This is a genomic window from Actinomadura sp. SCN-SB, from assembly GCF_043906805.1.
Classification (GTDB): domain Bacteria; phylum Actinomycetota; class Actinomycetes; order Streptosporangiales; family Streptosporangiaceae; genus Spirillospora.
The window spans coordinates 87,163-104,998 of sequence record NZ_JBIMPP010000025.1; the positions used below are offsets into that span (position 1 = coordinate 87,163).

General features: G+C 70.9%; 15 protein-coding genes. 5 read left to right on the plus strand and 10 right to left on the minus strand.

Annotation, left to right across the window (positions count from 1 at the left end; genetic code table 11):
• Window positions 1-27: 27 nt before the first annotated feature.
• Entirely contained in the window at window positions 28-1,143 is a 1,116-nt protein-coding gene (locus tag ACGWYJ_RS18295) for a PP2C family protein-serine/threonine phosphatase (protein WP_395107234.1), read from the minus strand.
• Window positions 1,144-1,755: 612 nt separating this feature from the next.
• Here ACGWYJ_RS18295 and ACGWYJ_RS18300 point away from each other — a divergent pair.
• Window positions 1,756-1,971, plus strand: coding sequence for a hypothetical protein (locus ACGWYJ_RS18300; protein WP_395107235.1), 216 nt, complete (start codon window positions 1,756-1,758; stop codon window positions 1,969-1,971).
• Window positions 1,972-1,988: 17 nt separating this feature from the next.
• On the opposite strand, the gene ACGWYJ_RS18305 is transcribed toward ACGWYJ_RS18300, so the two are convergent.
• From ACGWYJ_RS18305 to ACGWYJ_RS18335, 7 genes are all read right to left on the minus strand, one after another.
• Entirely contained in the window at window positions 1,989-2,456 is a 468-nt protein-coding gene (locus tag ACGWYJ_RS18305; RefSeq protein ID WP_395107236.1) for a ribose-5-phosphate isomerase, read from the minus strand.
• 32 nt (window positions 2,457-2,488) lie between these two features.
• On the minus strand, window positions 2,489-3,442 hold the full coding sequence (locus tag ACGWYJ_RS18310; RefSeq protein WP_395107237.1) for an ATP-binding protein: 954 nt from the start codon (window positions 3,440-3,442) through the stop codon (window positions 2,489-2,491).
• A 140-nt stretch (window positions 3,443-3,582) separates the two neighbouring features.
• Window positions 3,583-4,338 carry an energy-coupling factor ABC transporter ATP-binding protein gene (locus tag ACGWYJ_RS18315; RefSeq protein ID WP_395107238.1) on the minus strand — a complete coding sequence of 252 codons (756 nt, stop codon included), beginning with the start codon at window positions 4,336-4,338 and terminating at the stop codon, window positions 3,583-3,585.
• Window positions 4,335-5,102, minus strand: a complete 768-nt coding sequence (cbiQ, locus tag ACGWYJ_RS18320; protein ID WP_395107239.1) for a cobalt ECF transporter T component CbiQ — start codon at window positions 5,100-5,102, stop codon at window positions 4,335-4,337. The genes ACGWYJ_RS18315 and cbiQ overlap by 4 nt, the downstream gene beginning before the upstream one ends.
• Window positions 5,103-5,447, minus strand: a complete 345-nt coding sequence (locus ACGWYJ_RS18325) for a PDGLE domain-containing protein (protein WP_395107240.1) — start codon at window positions 5,445-5,447, stop codon at window positions 5,103-5,105.
• A complete protein-coding gene (locus ACGWYJ_RS18330; RefSeq protein WP_395107241.1) occupies window positions 5,444-6,136 on the minus strand; it encodes an energy-coupling factor ABC transporter permease in 693 nt (230 codons plus the stop codon). The genes ACGWYJ_RS18325 and ACGWYJ_RS18330 overlap by 4 nt, the downstream gene beginning before the upstream one ends.
• Before the next feature lie 199 nt (window positions 6,137-6,335).
• Window positions 6,336-6,953 carry a DsbA family protein gene (locus ACGWYJ_RS18335; protein ID WP_395107242.1) on the minus strand — a complete coding sequence of 206 codons (618 nt, stop codon included), beginning with the start codon at window positions 6,951-6,953 and terminating at the stop codon, window positions 6,336-6,338.
• A 180-nt stretch (window positions 6,954-7,133) separates the two neighbouring features.
• Here ACGWYJ_RS18335 and pepN point away from each other — a divergent pair, with 180 nt between their 5' ends.
• Together pepN and ACGWYJ_RS18345 are read left to right on the plus strand one after the other, a co-directional pair.
• Complete coding sequence (gene pepN, locus ACGWYJ_RS18340; protein WP_395107243.1) at window positions 7,134-9,689, plus strand: aminopeptidase N; 2,556 nt, start codon at window positions 7,134-7,136, stop codon at window positions 9,687-9,689.
• Between the two features lie 80 nt (window positions 9,690-9,769).
• The gene (locus tag ACGWYJ_RS18345; protein WP_395107244.1) at window positions 9,770-10,765 is read left to right on the plus strand and encodes a hypothetical protein; all 996 of its coding nucleotides are present in this window, start codon (window positions 9,770-9,772) and stop codon (window positions 10,763-10,765) included.
• On the opposite strand, the gene malQ is transcribed toward ACGWYJ_RS18345, so the two are convergent.
• Window positions 10,762-12,900, minus strand: coding sequence for a 4-alpha-glucanotransferase (gene malQ, locus ACGWYJ_RS18350; RefSeq protein ID WP_395107245.1), 2,139 nt, complete (start codon window positions 12,898-12,900; stop codon window positions 10,762-10,764). The genes ACGWYJ_RS18345 and malQ overlap by 4 nt on opposite strands.
• Before the next feature lie 106 nt (window positions 12,901-13,006).
• Window positions 13,007-14,431, minus strand: a complete 1,425-nt coding sequence (locus ACGWYJ_RS18355; protein ID WP_395107246.1) for an amidase — start codon at window positions 14,429-14,431, stop codon at window positions 13,007-13,009.
• Window positions 14,432-14,647: 216 nt separating this feature from the next.
• Here ACGWYJ_RS18355 and ACGWYJ_RS18360 point away from each other — a divergent pair, with 216 nt between their 5' ends.
• Both ACGWYJ_RS18360 and ilvD read left to right on the plus strand, forming a co-directional pair.
• On the plus strand, window positions 14,648-15,529 hold the full coding sequence (locus ACGWYJ_RS18360) for a nuclease-related domain-containing protein (RefSeq protein ID WP_395107247.1): 882 nt from the start codon (window positions 14,648-14,650) through the stop codon (window positions 15,527-15,529).
• Between the two features lie 395 nt (window positions 15,530-15,924).
• Window positions 15,925-17,772, plus strand: a complete 1,848-nt coding sequence (gene ilvD, locus ACGWYJ_RS18365) for a dihydroxy-acid dehydratase (protein ID WP_395107248.1) — start codon at window positions 15,925-15,927, stop codon at window positions 17,770-17,772.
• Window positions 17,773-17,836: the final 64 nt, after the last annotated feature.

Here is a 17,836-nt window from a genome sequence, read left to right on the forward strand (position 1 = left end):
GCCACCGCGACGGCCGGGCGGGCCGGGTCAGGAGCGCCAGATCAGGACGAGGGCGCAGTCGTCGTCGCGGGTCGCGGCCATCGTCTGGACCAGTTCCTTCGCGCCGCTGCGGAAGCCCTCCGGGACGAGCCGTTCGGCCTCGCCCAGCAGCCGGTCGATCCCGGCGTCCAGGTCCTGGCCCGGGGACTCCACCAGGCCGTCGGTGTAGAGCAGCAGCGCGTCCCCCGGGCCGAGCCTGCCGTGCTCGGGGACGCAGCGCAGGTCGGGCACCACGCCCAGCACGACGCCCTTGGCCGAGCCGACCCGCCAGGTGCCGGTGCCCGCGTCGAACTGGACGGCCGGAGGGTGGCCCGCCGACTCGATCGTGTACTCGCCGGTCTTGAGGTCCAGGACGAGATGGACGGCGGTGACGAAGCCCTCGTCCCAGCTCTGGCGCTGCAGATAGGTGTTGCAGGCGGGCAGGAAGCGATCGGGCTGGAGCGATCCAAGCAGCCCACCGAACGCCCCGGACAGCATCAAGGCGCGTGTTCCGGCATCCGTGCCCTTGCCGGACACGTCCACCAGCGCGACCTCCAGTCTCTCATCATCGGAGGCGGAGACGACGAAGTCGCCCCCGAAGGAGGAGCCGCCCGCCTGGAGCAGGACCACCTGGGAGTCCCAGCCCTCCGGAAGGGCGGGCATCTCGCCCTGGCGGCGCAGCCGGTCGCGCAGCTCCAGCAGCATCGAATCGCCCCGCAACCCCTGGACGCCCAGCTTCTGCCGGGTACGGGCCAGGGTCAGGGCGAGGACCGCCGCGACCGCCATGGTGGCGATGAGGCCGGGACCGACCTCCCTGGTGTCCTTCCAGTCGTTGTAGGCGATCATGGCCGCGACCAGCCCGAGCAGGATGCCCAGGCTGCGGACCTTCAACAGCAGGCCGCCGCCCAGAACGGTCAGCACGAGCGCGCTCGGCGGCGCCCAGGCCCGCGAGACGGGCGAGATCAGCCCGATCGCCAGGGTCAGCAGCGCGAGCGCCGCGAACACGTACCGGTCACGGGCCAGGTTGCCACGCCTGAGCCACTGGTAGATCCGCACCAGGACGGGGATCCGGCGCAGGAACGCACGGACCCCCGGAGGGAGCAGGTGGACCAGACGTTGCAGCATGACTCCGGCACTGTATCGAGCATCCACACCAACCGCGCGCATACGTGCGAGCGATCATCTTCTTGCGGCGGGCCCCGTCAGTTCGGGCAAGGGGCGGCCACCGGGACGTGGACGGTGGTGGTCTTGCCTCCCGTCCGAACCTGAAGGGGCACGCAGGCGGGCGCGTCGAGGGAATACCCGCCTGGGAAGACCAGCCACGTGCCGGAGCCCCGCTCAGGTGCGGGGCAGGGTGGGATGTGCAGTTCGGTCGCGTTCCGGCCGCCGGGGCGGCCTGCAACTTGGACGTCAGGTCCAGGCCCACCACGCCGAGGACACCGGCATGCGGGCTGGTCGGGGACGGCGCGGTGTCGATGGGATCGGAGCAATCGAGCGTCCGCTTCCCAGGTGGTGCGGGGCGGGGATCCGAACGGGCGGGAACGCTGGGTGCCACGGGGTCCGTGCAGGCGGTCGCGTTGCACAGCGCGATCACCGCGGTGATTCGGAGAATGGTCCGCACGGGCCTCTTCGCCCTGTTCGTCATGGAGGCCCTGTTCGTCATGGAGGACACTGTCACACAGGTCCGAAGGTGCGCTGACACCCCGAAGGTGTGCAGGCCGGAACGAAAGGCGGGTCATGGGACAGCCTGGTATGCGGATCACGGTGGACGCGGCCATGCGGGCGCGGGACGTCTCGCGACCCCGCCAGGACGGCGCCGAGGCCGCCACGCCCCGGCCCGCGGCGTCCACCGACCAGCCCGAGACGGGCAAGCGGGGCAAGGCCGCCAAGAACGAGCGGCGCCGCCTCGACAAGCGCGGAGGACGCAAACCGCCCCAGGCCGAGCCCCGCTGACCCGAGCCCGCCACCGCTCAGGACGAGCCCGGGATCCTGCCCGTGCGCTCGTACTCGCTCAGCATGTCGATCCGGCGGGTGTGGCGCGGTTCCTTCGAGTACGGCGTCTCCAGGAACAGCCGGACGAACTCCGTCGCGGTGTCGAGGTCGTGCTGGCGGGCGCCGAGGCTGATGACGTTGGCGTCGTTGTGCTCGCGGGCGAGCCTCGCGGTGTCGGCGTTCCAGACCAGAGCGGCCCGGATCCCCTTCACCTTGTTGGCCGCGATCGCCTCGCCGTTCCCCGATCCGCCGATCACGATGCCCAGCGTGCCCGGCTCCCCGGCGGTGCGCTCGGCGGCGCGCAGCACGAACGGCGGGTAGTCGTCGGCGGCGTCGTACTCCAGCGCCCCGCAGTCCACCGGTTCGTGGCCGTTCGCCTTCAGCCAGCCGACCAGGTGCTCCTTCAGCTCGAAGCCGGCATGGTCGCATCCGAGAAACACGCGCATGGGGACATCCTTGCAGGCTCACCCGCGGCGGCTCACCCGGGGACCGGCACGGGGAAGCGGAAGCCGTGGTCGACCTGCGCCTCCAGATCCTCGCCCACCGCGCGGTTGGCCCAGCTCCGGGCGTTCTTGATATGGAACTCCACGGCCTGGCGGCGGTAGCGGTCCCAGTCGCGCTCGGGTTCGCGGGCGTCGACGGCCGCGAGCATCGCGTCCAGCGCCGCCTTGTTGGACGCCTCCAGCTCGGCGTCGTCGCGCCCCTGCTCCAGCGCCCTGACGGCCGCCGACTGGCCGAGCCAGGTCAGCAGGTCGTCGCCGACGTGCTCGCGCAGGTAGGCCACGTCGGCCTCGCCCTGCACCTTGTTGCCGACGACCGCGATGGCGACCTCGTAGTCGCGGGCGTACTCGGTGTACTGGCGGTACACCCCGACGCCCTTCCTGGTGGGCTCGGCGACCAGGAACATCAGGTCGAAGCGGGTGAACAGCCCGGACGCGAAGGTGTCGGCGCCGGCGGTCATGTCGACGACGACGTACTCGGCGGGGCCGTCCACGAGGTGGTTGAGGTAGAGCTCGACGGCGCCGGTCTTGGAGTGGTAGCAGGCCACGCCCAGGTCGTCGTCGTTGAACGGGCCGGTGGCCAGCAGCCGCACGCCGCCGACGTCCACGCCCAGCGCGTGCACCGGGTCGTCGCCGCGGACCCGTAGCAGCCGCGACCCGGCGCCGGGCGGGGTCGTCTTGACCATGGCGGACGCGGAGGAGATCCGCGGGTTGTCGCCGCGCAGGTACTCCTTGATCTCCGGCAGCCGGTCGCCCAGCGCGGGCACGGCCGCGGCCGTCTCGTCGTCGAGCCCGAGCGCGGCGCCCAAGTGCTGGTTGATATCGGCGTCGATGGCCACCACCGGAAGGCCCCGCGCCGCCAGGTGCCTGACGAACAGCGACGACAGCGTGGTCTTGCCGCTGCCGCCCTTGCCGACGAATGCAACCTTCACAAAATGCCCCGTTTCGGATATGAAAACCGTTGCCATTTCCAGTAGTCAACTCTCCCCGACCGCCGCCCTCCGGCGCAAGCGGAAACGCACGGTACACACGGGAACGCACACCCGCGCGGGGCAAGGCGGGTGTGCGGCGCTCAGAGCCGGGCCGCGGCGGACGGGTCGAACCCGAAGGGCAGTTCGAGGCGATGGGCGGCCAGCAGCTCACCATCGGCCAGCAGCTCCGGCGTGGGGGCGTCGGCCGCGATCACGCCGCCGGACAGGATCAGCGAGCGCGGGCACAGTTGCGCGGCGTACGGGAGGTCGTGGGTGACCATCAGCACCGTCACGTCCAGCGAGAGCAGGATCTCGGCCAGCTCGCGGCGGCTGGCCGGGTCCAGGTTGGACGACGGCTCGTCCAGGACCAGGATCTCCGGCTCCATCGCCAGGACGGTCGCCACGGCCACCCGGCGCCGCTGCCCGAAGCTGAGATGCTGCGGCGGGCGGCCGGCGACCTCCAGCATGCCGACCCGGCGCAGCGCGTCCTCCACCCGGCGGTCCAGTTCGGGGCCGCGCAGACCCAGGTTGGCCGGGCCGAACGCGACGTCCTCGCGGACGGTCGGCATGAACAGCTGGTCGTCCGGGTCCTGGAACACGATCCCGACCCGGCGGCGGATCTCCCGCAGCGACTCCCTGTCCTTGGGATCGACCCGGAGGCCGCCGACCCGCACCTCGCCCAAGCCGCCGTGCAAGATGCCGTTGAGATGCAGGACCAGGGTCGTCTTGCCCGCCCCGTTGGGCCCCAGCAACGCCACCCGCTCTCCCCTGGCGATGGTGACGTCCACGCCGTACAGGGCCTGGGTGCCATCGGGATAGGCGTACGCGAGGCCGCGTACCTCCAGGGAAGGGGTCATGGGGTCATCCAAGCGGCAAGGGCGACCAGCCCGGCACTCAGGGGCAGCGCAGAGGCCATCCCCCACTGCGCTGCGGTCGCGCCGACCTCGTGCAGGACGGGCATGCGGCCGTCATAGCCGCGGCTCACCATCGCCAGGTGCACCCGCTCGCCGCGTTCGTACGACCGCAGGAACAGCGCGCCCAGCGACCGGGCCAGCACCCCCGCGTGCCGCAGGTCGCGGGCCTCGAAGCCGCGCGCGGCGCGGGCCAGCTTCATCCGGCGCAGCTCCCCCACCACGACGTCGCCGTACCGGAGCATGAACCCGGCGATCTGCGTGATCAGCTGCGGCATGCGCAGCCGCTCGATGCCCAGCAGCAGCATCCGCGGCTCCGTGGTCGCCGCCAGCAGGACGGACGCCATCACGCCGAGGGTGCCCTTGGCCAGGATGTTCCAGGCGCCCCACAGGCCGTGCCGGCTCAGTTCCAAGCCGCCGAGCACGGTGACCTTGTCACCGGTAGCGACGAACGGCATCAGCAGCGCGAACGCCACGAACGGCACTTCGATCAGGGTGCGGCGCAGCACCACCCCGTACGGGACCCGCGCCACGGCGGCGACGACGGCCAGCAACACCGCGTACACCGCGAACGCCCAGATCCGCTCGCGCGGGGTGGCCACGACGACCAGCACGAACGCCAGTAGCGCCACCAGCTTGCATTGCGGCGGGAGCCGGTGCACCGGCGAGGTTCCAGGGACGTAGAGCCGGTGCACATGGCGATGCCCCACCTAGCCGTCCTTCAAGGGAGAGGAGCCCACGGTGCCCAGGGCCTCGTCCTGGGCGGGCCCGCGGCGGCGCAGGACCCAGAACAGGCCGCCGCCCAGCGCCAGCACGGCGGCGACACCGATCACGCCGGACAGCCCGCCCGACAGACGCTCGCTGTCCACGCCCTTCACGCCGTAGTCGCCCAGGGGCGAGTCCTTGAGGGCATGGTCCTTCTCCTGGGCGTTGATGCCCTTGTCCTGCGCGACCTTCTCCAGGCCGTCGGGCTTCGAGCTGGCGTAGTAGCTGACGAACCCGGCCAGGACGACCGTCACCAGCAGGGCGGCGAGGAAGAAGCGCTTGGTGCTCATGACGGGTTGTCCAGGGGCTCGGCGGAGAGGGCGGCGGGCGTGCCGGCGGCGGCGGTGCGCAGCGTCACCGGCTTGATCAGGTCGCGCGCCCCGTACACCAGGTCCGGGCGGACGGCCAGCACGCTGGACACCGCGAACGACGTGATCAGCGCCTCGCCGATCCCGATCAGCAGATGCACGCCGACCATGGCGGCGGCGACCGTCCCGATCGGGATGTCGGTCGTGCCGCCGAGCGCGTAGATCAGCGTGAAGGCCAGGGCGGAGGCGGGCACCGACACCGCCGCCGCCGCGAACGCCGCCCCGCTCGCCGCGGGACGGGTCTTGGGCAGGACGCGCAGCAGCGACCGGAACAGGCCGTACCCGACGGGGACGGTGACCAGGGCCATCAGCGTGATGTTGACCCCCAGGGCGGTGAGCCCGCCGTCGGCGAACAGCAACGCTTGCAAGAGCAACACGACCGAGACGCACAGCACACCCGCGTACGGGCCGACCAGTATCGCGGCCAGCGTCCCGCCGAGCAGATGCCCGCTCGTCCCGGAGGCGACCGGGAAGTTCAGCATTTGCGCTGCGAACACGAAGGCGGCCGTCAGCCCGGCCAGCGGAGCGGTGCGGTCGTCCAGTTCCCTGCGCGCGCCGCGCAGGGAGACCGCGACGCCCGCGACCGCCATGGCCCCTGCCACGAGCGACACCGGTGCGTCGATGAATCCATCCGGTACGTGCACGTCACCCACCAATCCTGCCGATTCGACTCGACGGGACCAGTGTGCGGGCAGATCGGTGGCAACTGCAAGTCAGTCGCAATAGCCGGTGCCTCGCAGCCGACGGCGGGGCCCCTGGCCCGAAGCGGCCGTACGGCAGGGACCGTCCCCGGAGGCCGGGCCGGGCGGGTCAGTCGAAGATGGGGTCCCTCGTCCTGGTGCGCTTCAGCTCGAAGAACCCGTCGGTGCTCGCCACCGCCAGGACCCCGTCCCACAGCTTCACGGCGGCCTCGCCGCGCGGGATCGGGGTGACGACGGGACCGAAGAAGGCGCTGCCCTCCACCTCGATCACCGGGGTGCCGACCTCCTGGCCGACCTTGTCGATCCCGACCTTGTGGGACGCGCGCAGGGCCTCGTCGTACTCGGTGGAGTCGGCGGCCTCGGCCAGGTCCGGGTCCAGGCCCGCGGCCTCCAGGGCGGCGGCCAGCGTCGCCTTCTCCCTGGGCTGCTTCTCGTGGTGGAAGCGGTTGCCCAGCTCGGTGTAGAGCCGCTCCAGGACCTCCGAGCCGTACTTCTGCTCGGCGGCGATGCACACCCGGACCGGCCCCCACGCCTGCTTCAGGAATTCCCGGTACTGCTCGGGGATGTCCTTGTTCTCGTTCAGGACGGCCAGGCTCATCACATGCCAGCGCGGCTCGATCGGGCGCAGCGCGGCGACCTCGTGCACCCAGCGGGACGTGATCCACGCCCAGGGGCACAAGGGGTCGAACCAGAAGTCCACGGGGGTGCGCGGCGTGTCTGAAGACAAGAGGGTCCTCCTTAGACCGGTCAATGTCACTCACGGGCAACCCAGAGATCCGCATCACCATTCCCGGCGATTCCGGGCTCGTTCCCCGTTTTGCCCACACCGGCCGTGCCGCCCCGCCCTAACGAGGAGCCCCCTTGGTAGACATGGAACGACACCTTTCGGGACAGCCAAGGAGTACATGTGGCAGGCAACCTCACGCGCGACGAGGCGCGGGAACGGGCCAGGCTGCTCACGGTCAGCGAGTACGCCGTCGACCTGGACCTCACCACGGGCGACGAGCGGTTCGGCTCCACCACCGTGATCAGGTTCGGCTGCGCCGAGCCCGGCGCGTCGACCTTCGTCGACCTGCACGGGGCCGTGGTGCGGGAGGTCACCCTCAACGGGACCGCGCTGGACCCCTCCGGTTATGACGCCGAGAAGGGCCGGATCCCTCTGCCGTCCCTGGCCGAGTCCAACGAGCTGCGCGTCGTCGCGGACTGCGCCTACTCGCGGTCGGGTGAGGGATTGCACCGGTTCGTGGACCCGGTCGACCAGAACGTGTACCTCTACACGCAGTTCGAGACGGCCGACGCGCACCGGATGTACGCGTGCTTCGACCAGCCGGACCTCAAGGCCACCTTCGAGTTCACCGTCAAGGCGCCCGGGGACTGGCAGGTCGTCACCAACGAGGCCCCCGACGGCCGCGACGAGGCGGAGGACGGCGGCCCCGTCATCTGGCACTTCCCGCCCACCCCGAAGGTCTCCACCTACATCACGGCCCTGATCGCGGGCCCGTACCACAAGGTGACCGACGAGTACCGGCGCGCGGACGGCACCTCGATCCCCCTCGGCGTGTACTGCCGCGCGTCGCTGGCCGAGCACCTGGACGCGGACGCCATCGTGGAGGTGACCCGGCAGGGCTTCGCGTTCTTCGAGGACGTCTTTGACCGCCCCTACCCGTTCGCCAAGTACGACCAGCTGTTCGTGCCCGAGTTCAACGCCGGCGCGATGGAGAACGCCGGAGCCGTCACGTTCCTGGAGGACTACGTCTTCCGGTCGCGGGTCACCGACGCCGCCTACGAGCGGCGCGCGGAGACGATCCTGCACGAGATGGCGCACATGTGGTTCGGCGACCTGGTCACCATGCGCTGGTGGGACGACCTGTGGCTGAACGAGTCGTTCGCCACGTACATGAGCGTGCTGTGCCAGGCCGAGGTCACCAAGTGGAACGGGTCGTGGACCACGTTCGCGAACCTGATGAAGGCGTGGGCGTACCGGCAGGACCAGTTGCCCTCCACCCACCCCATCTCGGCCGACATCCCCGACATCCGGGCGGTGGAGGTCAACTTCGACGGGATCACCTACGCCAAGGGCGCCAGCGTGCTCAAGCAGCTGGTGGCCTATGTCGGCCGCGACAACTTCCTTGAGGGGGTGCGGCGGTACTTCCAGCGGCACGCCTGGGGCAACACCGTCCTGACCGACCTGCTGGACGCGCTGGAGGAGACCTCGGGACGCGACCTGGAGTCGTGGTCCAAGGAATGGCTGGAGACGGCGGGCGTGAACACGCTGCGCCCCTCCTACGAGGTGGACGCCGACGGCGCCTTCACCTCGTTCGCCGTCCTCCAGGAGGCCAAGTCCGAGTACCCGACGCTGCGCTCGCACCGCATCGCGATCGGCCTGTACGACCGCACCGAGGAGGGCATCGTCCGGCGGGACCGGGTCGAGCTGGACATCGTCGGCGCCCGCACCGAGGTGCCCGCCCTGGTGGGGCGCGAGCGTCCCGACCTGGTGCTGGTCAACGACGACGACCTCACCTACGCCAAGATCCGGCTGGACGACACGTCCCAGCGGACCCTCGTCCAGGGGATCGGCGACATCAAGGAGGGCCTGCCGCGGGCGCTGTGCTGGTCGGCGGCCTGGGACATGACCAGGGACGCGGAGATGGCCACCCGCGACTACGTCAAGCTGGTCGTCAGCGGCATCCGGGGCGTCACCGACATCTCGGTGGTGCAGACGCTGCTGCGTCAGGCCCGTACCGCCGTGCAGCAGTACGCCGACCCGGCCTGGCGGCCCGAGGGCCTGCGGCTCATGGCCGACGCGCTGCTCGAACTGGCCGAGGAGGCCGAGCCCGGCTCGGACTTCCAGCTCGCCTACATCCAGGCGTTCGCCTCGGTGGCGGTGACCGACGACCACCTGGACCTGCTGGCCGGGCTGCTGGACGGCTCGAAGGTCATGGAGGGGCTCAAGGTCGACACCGACCTGCGCTGGGCGCTGCTGCGCCGCCTGGTGGTGATGGGACGCGCGGGCGAGGCGGAGATCGCCGCCGAGGCCGAGCGGGACCCCACCGCGGCCGGAGAACGGCACGCGGCGGCCTGCCGCGCGGCCATCCCGACCGCCGAGGCCAAGGCCGCGGCATGGGACCGCATCATCGGCGGCGAGCTGCCCAACGCGGTGTTCCGGGCGACGCTGGGCGGGTTCGTGGAGCCCGACCAGGCCGAGCTGCTCGTCCCGTACGCCGACCGGTACTTCGCCGAGGTCGGCCGCATCTGGAAGGAGTGGAGCAGCGACATGTCCCAGACGTTCGCCGAGGTGGCCTACCCCTTCCTGGTCGTGGAGCAGTCCACGATCGACCGCACCGAGTCCTACATCGCCGAGAGCGACCCCCCGGCCGCCTTGACCCGCCTGCTGTCGGAGGGACGCGACGGCGTGGCGCGTGCCCTGAGGGCCCGCCGCAAGGACGCCGAGGCCGCGCGCTAGGAGAAAGGGGCGCTGTAAGGGCGCTCTACGAAAGGGGCGATGGAGGAGCCGCGGGAACAGGCCCGTGGCAGGGTGGAGGCGTGGAGACTGCGCGGGAAGTACTGACGGCGCTTGCGCGCAGACACGCCTTCGGTGACATCGCGGCTCTGGTCGCCTCCGGCTTCCGGGTGGACGGTGAGTCCACCCGGGTCGCGGCGTTGTGCGCGTTCGGGCAGCGCGTCTTGGACTTGGACGCCGAGGACTTCGGCATGCCCGAGGAGGCAGGGGAAGTCCCCAAGGACCTCTTGGACCGGGCGCGCGCAAGCCGGATGCCCCAGGCCCCGCGTGAACGGCCACGCGGGGCCCTGGGCAGCCTGCGGCCCGCGTACGCGCTGCTGCTGGAGGTCGTGGAGATCCGCTGGCACAGGCGGGAGATGGCCGCCCTCGTCGCCGCCCTGCACATCGCCGGCGAGTACCTGCCGATGCTGGCCTGGGAGCCCGTCCTGGGCCATGCGGGCGACCCGGCCCGGCTGGGTGAGTCGGTCTCCGGGCCGGGCAGCCGGTTCGGTGTGCCCATCGAACCCGGTGCCGCACGCAGGTGCGACCACACCCGTCCCGAGCGCTCGGCCTGTGAACGCAGCCTCCGCGTCGCCAACGAGCCGCCCCCGGGTTGGCGTGCCTACCTGGACCGGCAGCACAGCCAGGTGTCCAAGGCCCTGGGTGACTGCGCCGCGCGCTGCCGCACCCCCTGCTCGGTCATGAGCCGCCTGGACGGCCGCGTACGCGCCGATCTGGAGGAGCGCTGCAAGCTGGCGGTCGAGTTCACCGACGGCGCCCTGGTCAAGCTGCGGCACGCGGCGCCCGTCGGGCATGGCTTCGGGGTGCCGTCGCCCGAGGAGGTCCAGACGGCCTGGTCGCGTTCGCAGTCGTCGCTGCGCCGCCACCGCCTGGGCAAGGCCGCCCTGGCGGACGCCGACGCCGACACGTTCCCGCTCCCCGGCCTACCAGCGGTGTTCTCCGCCATAGGCGCCGCCGACATCACCCCGGACGACCTCCTGGAAGACGTGTCGTCCAGGCTGACCGCCGCGCTTTCCTAACCTGAGGGTGGCTGGAACGGAGCCAGAGAGGTCTCCAGCATGGGAACGCTTGGGAGGTCCTCAAGGAAGATGGGCTCGCCCTCTGGATCTCCCAGCGGAATGCGCCAGTTGGGGTACTCGTCGGTGGTGCCCGGCTGGTTCTGGGTGCGCCGCTCCCCCACGGCGTCGGCCAGGGACACCCCAACCAGGCGGGACGGTGTGTAGGCGAGGAAGGCGTGCAACGCGGCCGTGACCTCCGCGTCGTGGTCGGTGGAGCCTTCCTTGAGCGCGTCCAGGATCTCCTCGGGCGTGGTGTCCAGCAACTCCTCCTCGTGCAGGAGGCGCAGCCAGTCCGCCAGCTGCCTTGCGTGGTCGGCCGTCTCCTCCTCCACGGGACGGGTCAGCAGGCCCAGGCGTTCGCGCAACTCGATGTGGTCGCCGTGCAGGAAGCCCGCGATAGGCGGCATGTCGTGCGTGCTGACCGTGGCCAGGGACGACTCCCGCCAGTCCTCCGGCTTCTTCGGACGGCCCTCGGCGTCCCGCTCGAACCAGAGCAGCGACGTCCCCAGCACGCCCCGTTCGGCGAGGTCGTCTCGTACCTCGGGTTCGACCGTGCCCAGGTCTTCGGCCACCACGACGGCCCCCGCCTGGGCCGCCTCCCAGACGAGCGTGGAGAGCATCGCCTCGCGGTCGTAGTACACGTAGGTGCCCTCATCCGCGGACGCGCCCTCCGGCACCCACCAGAGGCGCGAGATCTGCATGGCATGGTCGAGACGCAGACCGCCCCCATGGCGCAGCGCCGCGGCCAGCATCCCCCTGAAGGGAAGGTAGGCGGCATCGGCCAGGCGGCCCGGGTGCCAGGGTGGCTGGCCCCAGTTCTGCCCCTTCTGGTTGAACTCGTCCGGGGGCGCGCCCACGCTCATCCCCGGCGCGAACATCGGCCGGTACATCCAGGCGTCGGCGCTGCCCGGATGAACACCGACCGCCAGGTCGTGCACGATGCCGATGGGCATCCCCGACTCACGCGCCGCCGCCTGGGCCTCCGCGAGCTGCTCGTCGAGCTGCCATTGGAGCCAGGCGTGGAACTCGACGCGGTCTTCGAGGCGCTTGGCGGCATGCGCGACGGCCGGATTCTCGGCGTCCCGCAACTCGTGGGGCCAGCGCCGCCAGTCCGCGCCGTGCTCCTCGCTCAGCGCGCTCCACGTGGCGAAGGCCGTCAAGGGCGCTCCCTCGCGATGGCGGTACCACTCGTAGGCGCGCTGCCGTTCGGCGCTGCGCGGCACGGCGAAGAGGATTTCGAGGGCCTCCCGCTTGGCCTCCCATGCGGCGTCCCTGTCGAGGAGGGCGCCTCCTTCACGGCCGGTCCCGTCACGCGGCTTGGCCTTGGTGGCGAGGACGGAGATGCGCTCGCGATCCCTCGCAGGCAGGGCCGCGTACTCAGGGACGTCCTCCACCCTCAGGTACAGGGGGCTGGCGAAACGGCGGCTCATCGGCGAATACGGGGACGGCCCTATAGGGGTGACGGGTTCGGTGGCGTGAAGCGGGTTGACCAGGATGAACCCCGCGCCCAGGTCACGGCCGCTCCACGACGCCAGCTCCGTCAGGTCGTGCAGGTCGCCGATCCCCCACGACTCCTTGGACCGGACCGAGTACAGCTGCGTCGTGAACCCCCACGCCCTGGACGGAACCTCAAGGCGCGCGGGAGTGAGCAGCAAGGGCGCGCTCTCCTCACGCCACTGGCTGCGGACCCTGACACGTACGCGATGCCAGCCGTGCGGCGTCCCAGGCGGCAGGTAGTACTGCTTCAGCAGGCCGTCGCGTGTACGGACGCTCGTGGCATGGAGCTGGACCGACCCGCGGTCGGCCATGTCCAGCCACACCTCGTCCGGCCCGCGCGCACCCCACGGGATCTGGAGGGCCTCCCTGCGTCCCGCCCGCTGGAACAGGATCGGGGGCAGCAGGCGGTTGCGCTTCTCCTCCTCCACCCTGGCCAAGGTCTCGCGCACCGCCGCAGGAGTGGAGACGTCCGCCCCCAGCGCGGTGAGCACCGCCCTGAGGGTGTCGTCGGACACCTCGGTCTCCTGGCCCCGCCAGTCGGTGTAGCGTGTCGCCACCCGATGCTCCTGGGCCAGCCTGTTCAGTTCCGCATCAGCCACGCTCTGACCATGCCCCTTAGTCCGTGCCCCCTATTACGCAATACCCGTGTACGAGGCCCTTTCTCATGTACGTCGCCGACCGTCCCTGGGTTGTGCCTGCGCCAGGTCACTCGTCCCAGATCGGAGGCTTGCGGTCGATCCAGGGGCGGGCCTCTTCGAGCTGCGCGGACAGCGAGATGAGCGTGGCCTCGCCCCCCAGGCGCCCCGCGAGCATCACGCCGATGGGAAGCCCGTCGGCGTTCCAGTACAAGGGCACGTTGACCGCGGGCTGCCCGGACACGTTGTAGACCGCGCAGAACGGCGTGAAGTGCTTCTGCCGCTCGAAGTTCTCCGCGGGCTCCTGATCGTGGAAGTACCCGATGGGCACGGGCGGCTGAGCGAGGGTCGGGTGCAGGATCGCGTCGAACTCGTTCATCACCGGGAACGCGCTGCGCAGCGCGGACTGCAACATCGCGTGCGCGCGGAGCAGCTCCGGCCCGCTCGTCGCGTCGCCCTTAGCACGCAACCACCGGGTGAGCGGCTGCAGAAGCTCCTCCTGCGAGGGATCGACCGGCGTCAGCGTCGCCATCACCCCCCACAGCGTCTCGAAGATGGGGACGAGCGCGGCGTCCATCACCGGAGGCAGTTCCACCACCTCGTGACCCAGCTCCTCAAGGAGCGCCGACGCCTCCTCGTACGCCGCGACGCAATCGGGGTGAACCTCCGCCCCGGGCACCACCGGTTCGCGGCTCCGAGCGATCCGCAGACGGCCCGGCGGGCGGTCGGCCGCCTCCAGGTAGGTCCCCTCCGTGGGCGGCGCCATGTAGAGGTCTCCGGGCATCGGACGGGCCATCACGTCCAGCAGCAGCGCCGCGTCCCGCACCGACCGGGCGATCGGCCCGTTGGTCGACAGGCCGAACAGGTCGGGAACGATCGGGCCCTGCGAGATCCGGCCCCGCGTCGGCTTGATCCCGAACAGCCCGCACACGCTGCTCGGGATCCGGATCGAGCCGCCGCCGTCGCTACCCTGCGCGACCGGGGCGAGCCCGCCGGCCACCGCCGCGGCCGCGCCACCGCTCGACCCGCCCGCCGAACGCGAGGTGTCCCAGGGAGTACGGGCCGGTGGCGCGACGGCGCTTTCCGTATAACAGGGCAAGCCGAATTCGGGGGTCGAGGTCTTACCCAGAAGGACAGAACCTGCTTCCTTCAGGAGGGTGACGACACTGTCGTCCGTGAACCCGGTGAAGCCGTCGTAGGCCCTCGATCCCAGGGTCATCCGGACCCCGTCGACCATGTTCAGGTCCTTGATCGGCACCGGGACGCCCAGCAGCGGCGGCAGCCCGGCCGGGTCCGGCGCCTCCAGAATCCGCTTTTCCGCGCGCCTGGCCTCCTCCCTCGCCCGCTCGGGCGTGCTGGTCACAAAGGCGCCGAGCCTGGAGTCGAGCCGCTCGATCCGATCCAGGTAGTGCTCGGTGACCTCGACGGGGGACAGTTCCCTGGCGCGAATGGCGGCGGCGAGCCGCATGGCGCCCAGATCGTGGGTATGAGTCACAGAGCCGAACGCTAGACGCCGGATGCCCCGGCATCAAAGATGACAGGGGCGGCAAGTCGCCCGACTCGGCCGACAAGGCAGCGGACGCCCGTACCCGGCCATGGCAACAACTAACCCCTTGGAAGCGGCGACAAAAGTATTAACCCGACACCGCTAGTCCGCGGACGCGGAAATGATTACTCTGCGCACGGAGGATCATGCTTGCGGTACGAAAGGATGACGGAGCGTCAACTCATGGCGATCATGGAGCGGGGCGACGCACGGGAGGCGCGCGGCCAGCCCCAGCAGACGCAGCACACATCCCACGACCAGGCCGGGGAGGCGTCGGAGGCGAGGGGAGGTCCTGAGGGGCGCCCGCCCAGGGACTCGCTCGCCGAACTGCTGAAGGAGCCACGGGCGCGCCGGTGGCTGGAACGGGCGGCGGTGGCGCTGGCCCTGTTCATCGTGCTCAGCCTCGTCTTCAGCATGCGCGTCGGCATCACGGTGGCGGCGCTGGCCGTCATCGCCGACGTCGTCCGCCGTTCCCGCAAGGACTCCAGCGTCCCCGCGTGGCAGAAGTCCTCGGCCGCGGAGCGGCGCACCGAGAAGCAGTTGCGCTCGCTGGAGAAGGGCGGCTACCGCGTCCTGCACGCGCGCGCCGTCCCGCGCGACGGCGAGGGCGTCAGCGACGGCCGCATCGACCACCTGGTGATCGGCCCCAGCGGCGTGTACGCCATCGACTCGGAGAAATGGGACAAGCGCCTCCCGGTGCGCACCCTCTCCCACCGCAAGCTCTTCCACGGCCCCTTCAACAAGAAGGACCGCCTGGACGAGGCGCGCTGGGAGGCCGAGCAGGCCAGCAAGATCATCGCCAACCGGGTCGGCTTCGAGGTGCCCGTCCAGCCGTCGGTGGCCATCTACGGCCCCAGCATCCCCTGGAAGGTGATGCGGGTGCGCGACGTGGACGTCTACGCGGGCCCCCGTGCCCGCGGCTATCTGCGCCGCCGCCCGAAGATCCTCACCGAGTCCGACGTCCAGCGCATCTACCAGGCCGCCCAGCAGGCCCTGCCCCCCAAGTACCCGACCGAGGCCGAAGCCGGCCTCGACAGCAAGCAGTAAGCCCGGGACGGCCCGAGGCCGTCCACGGCTCAGCGCAGAGCCCCGAACGACCGGGCCCGCAGACCGGTGTGGAGGGGCACCTCGTGCTTACCGGCCGGCGACCCCCCACGGCATCGAGCGCGAGGCGCCCTCCTTCTCTCCGCACCAGGCGCCGCCCTCTGGCTGATCAATTGACCCCGCCGCCCCGGACAAGGCCCTTCCGAGCCGGGTCGGCCGGAAAAGCCGGCCGTTGATACCATCGGCCCGTACGAGCCGGCCCACACGACCTCTGCAGAGCCGGCCGCGGCGCCGCGATCCGCCGCCGCGACGAAGATCATCGTATGGCGCCGTCCGGCCGACCTCGCCGGCGGACGTACGATCGTTCCAGAGCACGCCACAGGTTGGAGAGGTCACAGATGCCCCCGCTCAGGTCACGTACGGTCACCCACGGCAGGAACATGGTGGGCGCCCGCGCCCTCATGCGCGCCAGCGGCGTCCAGCGGGAGGACTTCGGCAAGCCGATCGTGGCGGTCGCCAACAGCTTCACCCAGTTCGTCCCCGGCCACGTCCACCTGCGCGAGGTCGGCGACATGGTCGCCGCCGCCGTGCGCGAGGCCGGAGGCGTCCCCCGCGAGTTCAACACCATCGCCGTGGACGACGGCATCGCCATGGGACACGGCGGGATGCTCTACTCGCTGCCGTCCCGCGAGCTGATCGCCGACGCCGTCGAGTACATGGTCAACGCGCACTGCGCGGACGCGCTGATCTGCGTCTCCAACTGCGACAAGATCACCCCGGGGATGCTGATCGCCGCGATGCGGCTCAACATCCCCACCGTGTTCGTCTCCGGCGGCCCCATGGAGGCCGGCAAGCCCGTCGAAGGCGTCCAGAACGGCCACAAGCTCGACCTGATCGACCCGATGATCGCGTCCGCGGACACCTCCGTCCCCGACGAGACCCTCGACAAGCTGGAGGAGGCGGCCTGCCCGACCTGCGGGTCCTGCTCGGGCATGTTCACCGCCAACTCCATGAACTGCCTCACCGAGGCGATCGGGCTGGCCCTGCCCGGCAACGGCACCGTCCTGGCCACCCACACCGCCCGCAAGAAGCTGTACGCCGACGCGGGACGCACCGTCGTCGAGCTCGCCAAGCGCTACTACGACCAGGACGACGACTCCGTCCTGCCGCTGAGCATCGCCACCCGGGACGCGTTCGAGAACGCCATGGCCGTCGACATCGCCATGGGCGGCTCCACCAACACGATCCTCCACCTCCTGGCCGCCGCGCACGAAGGCGGCGTCGGCTTCGGCCTCAAGGAGATCGACGAGCTGTCCCGCCGCGTCCCCTGCATCTGCAAGCTCGCCCCGGCCACCCCCAAGTACCACGTCGAGGACTGCCACCGCGCCGGCGGCATCCCCGCCCTCATGGGCGAACTCGACCGGGCCGGGCTCCTCAACCGCTCCGTCCACACCGTCCACTCCGCGTCCCTGCCGGAGTTCCTGTCCGCCTGGGACGTGCGCTCCCCCGACGTCCGTCCCGAAGCCGTCGAGATGTACCACGCGGCCCCGGGCGGCGTCCGCACCACCCAGGCGTCCGGCCAGAGCGCCCGCTGGGACACCCTCGACCTCGACCGCGAGACCGGCTGCATCCGCGACGTCCAGCACGCCTACACCGCCGACGGCGGCCTCGCCGTCCTGTACGGCAACATCGCCCCCGAAGGCGCCATCGTGAAGACCGCGGGCGTCGAAGAGGAACTGTGGACCTTCACCGGCCCCGCCGTCGTCTTCGAATCCCAAGAGGACGCCGTCGAAGGCATCCTCGGCGACAAGGTCAAGCCCGGCGACGTCGTCGTCATCCGCTACGAGGGCCCCAAGGGCGGCCCCGGCATGCAGGAAATGCTCTACCCGACCAGCTTCCTCAAGGGCCGCGGCCTCGGCAAGGCATGCGCCCTCATCACCGACGGCCGCTTCTCCGGCGGCACCTCCGGCCTGTCCATCGGCCACGCCTCCCCCGAAGCCGCCGCCGGCGGCGCCATCGCCCTCGTCCAGAACGGCGACCAGGTCATCATCGACATCCCCCGCCGCACCCTCGAACTGGACGTCCCCCACGAGGAACTCACCGCCCGCCGCGACAAACTCCTCGCCGACCTGGGCACCTACCGCCCCCGCGACCGCAACCGCCCCGTCTCCGCCGCCCTCCGCGCCTACGCCGCCATGACCACCTCAGCCTCAACAGGCGCCGCCAGAAACATCGACCAGCTATAGAAGTGCCTATCCGCAAGCACGAGCTGCGCTGTGTTTATTGCTTCAGCGAGCTGCGCTGTGCTTA

Bases quoted from the DNA above. Each gene is read 5' to 3' on its own strand.
- ACGWYJ_RS18295 (WP_395107234.1), bottom strand. From the start codon at position 1,143: ATGCTGCAACGTCTGGTCCACCTGCTCCCTCCGGGGGTCCGTGCGTTC.
- ACGWYJ_RS18300 (WP_395107235.1), top strand. From the start codon at position 1,756: ATGGGACAGCCTGGTATGCGGATCACGGTGGACGCGGCCATGCGGGCG.
- ACGWYJ_RS18305 (WP_395107236.1), bottom strand. From the start codon at position 2,456: ATGCGCGTGTTTCTCGGATGCGACCATGCCGGCTTCGAGCTGAAGGAG.
- ACGWYJ_RS18315 (WP_395107238.1), bottom strand. From the start codon at position 4,338: ATGACCCCTTCCCTGGAGGTACGCGGCCTCGCGTACGCCTATCCCGAT.
- ACGWYJ_RS18325 (WP_395107240.1), bottom strand. From the start codon at position 5,447: ATGAGCACCAAGCGCTTCTTCCTCGCCGCCCTGCTGGTGACGGTCGTC.
- ACGWYJ_RS18360 (WP_395107247.1), top strand. From the start codon at position 14,648: ATGACGGAGCGTCAACTCATGGCGATCATGGAGCGGGGCGACGCACGG.
- ilvD (WP_395107248.1), top strand. From the start codon at position 15,925: ATGCCCCCGCTCAGGTCACGTACGGTCACCCACGGCAGGAACATGGTG.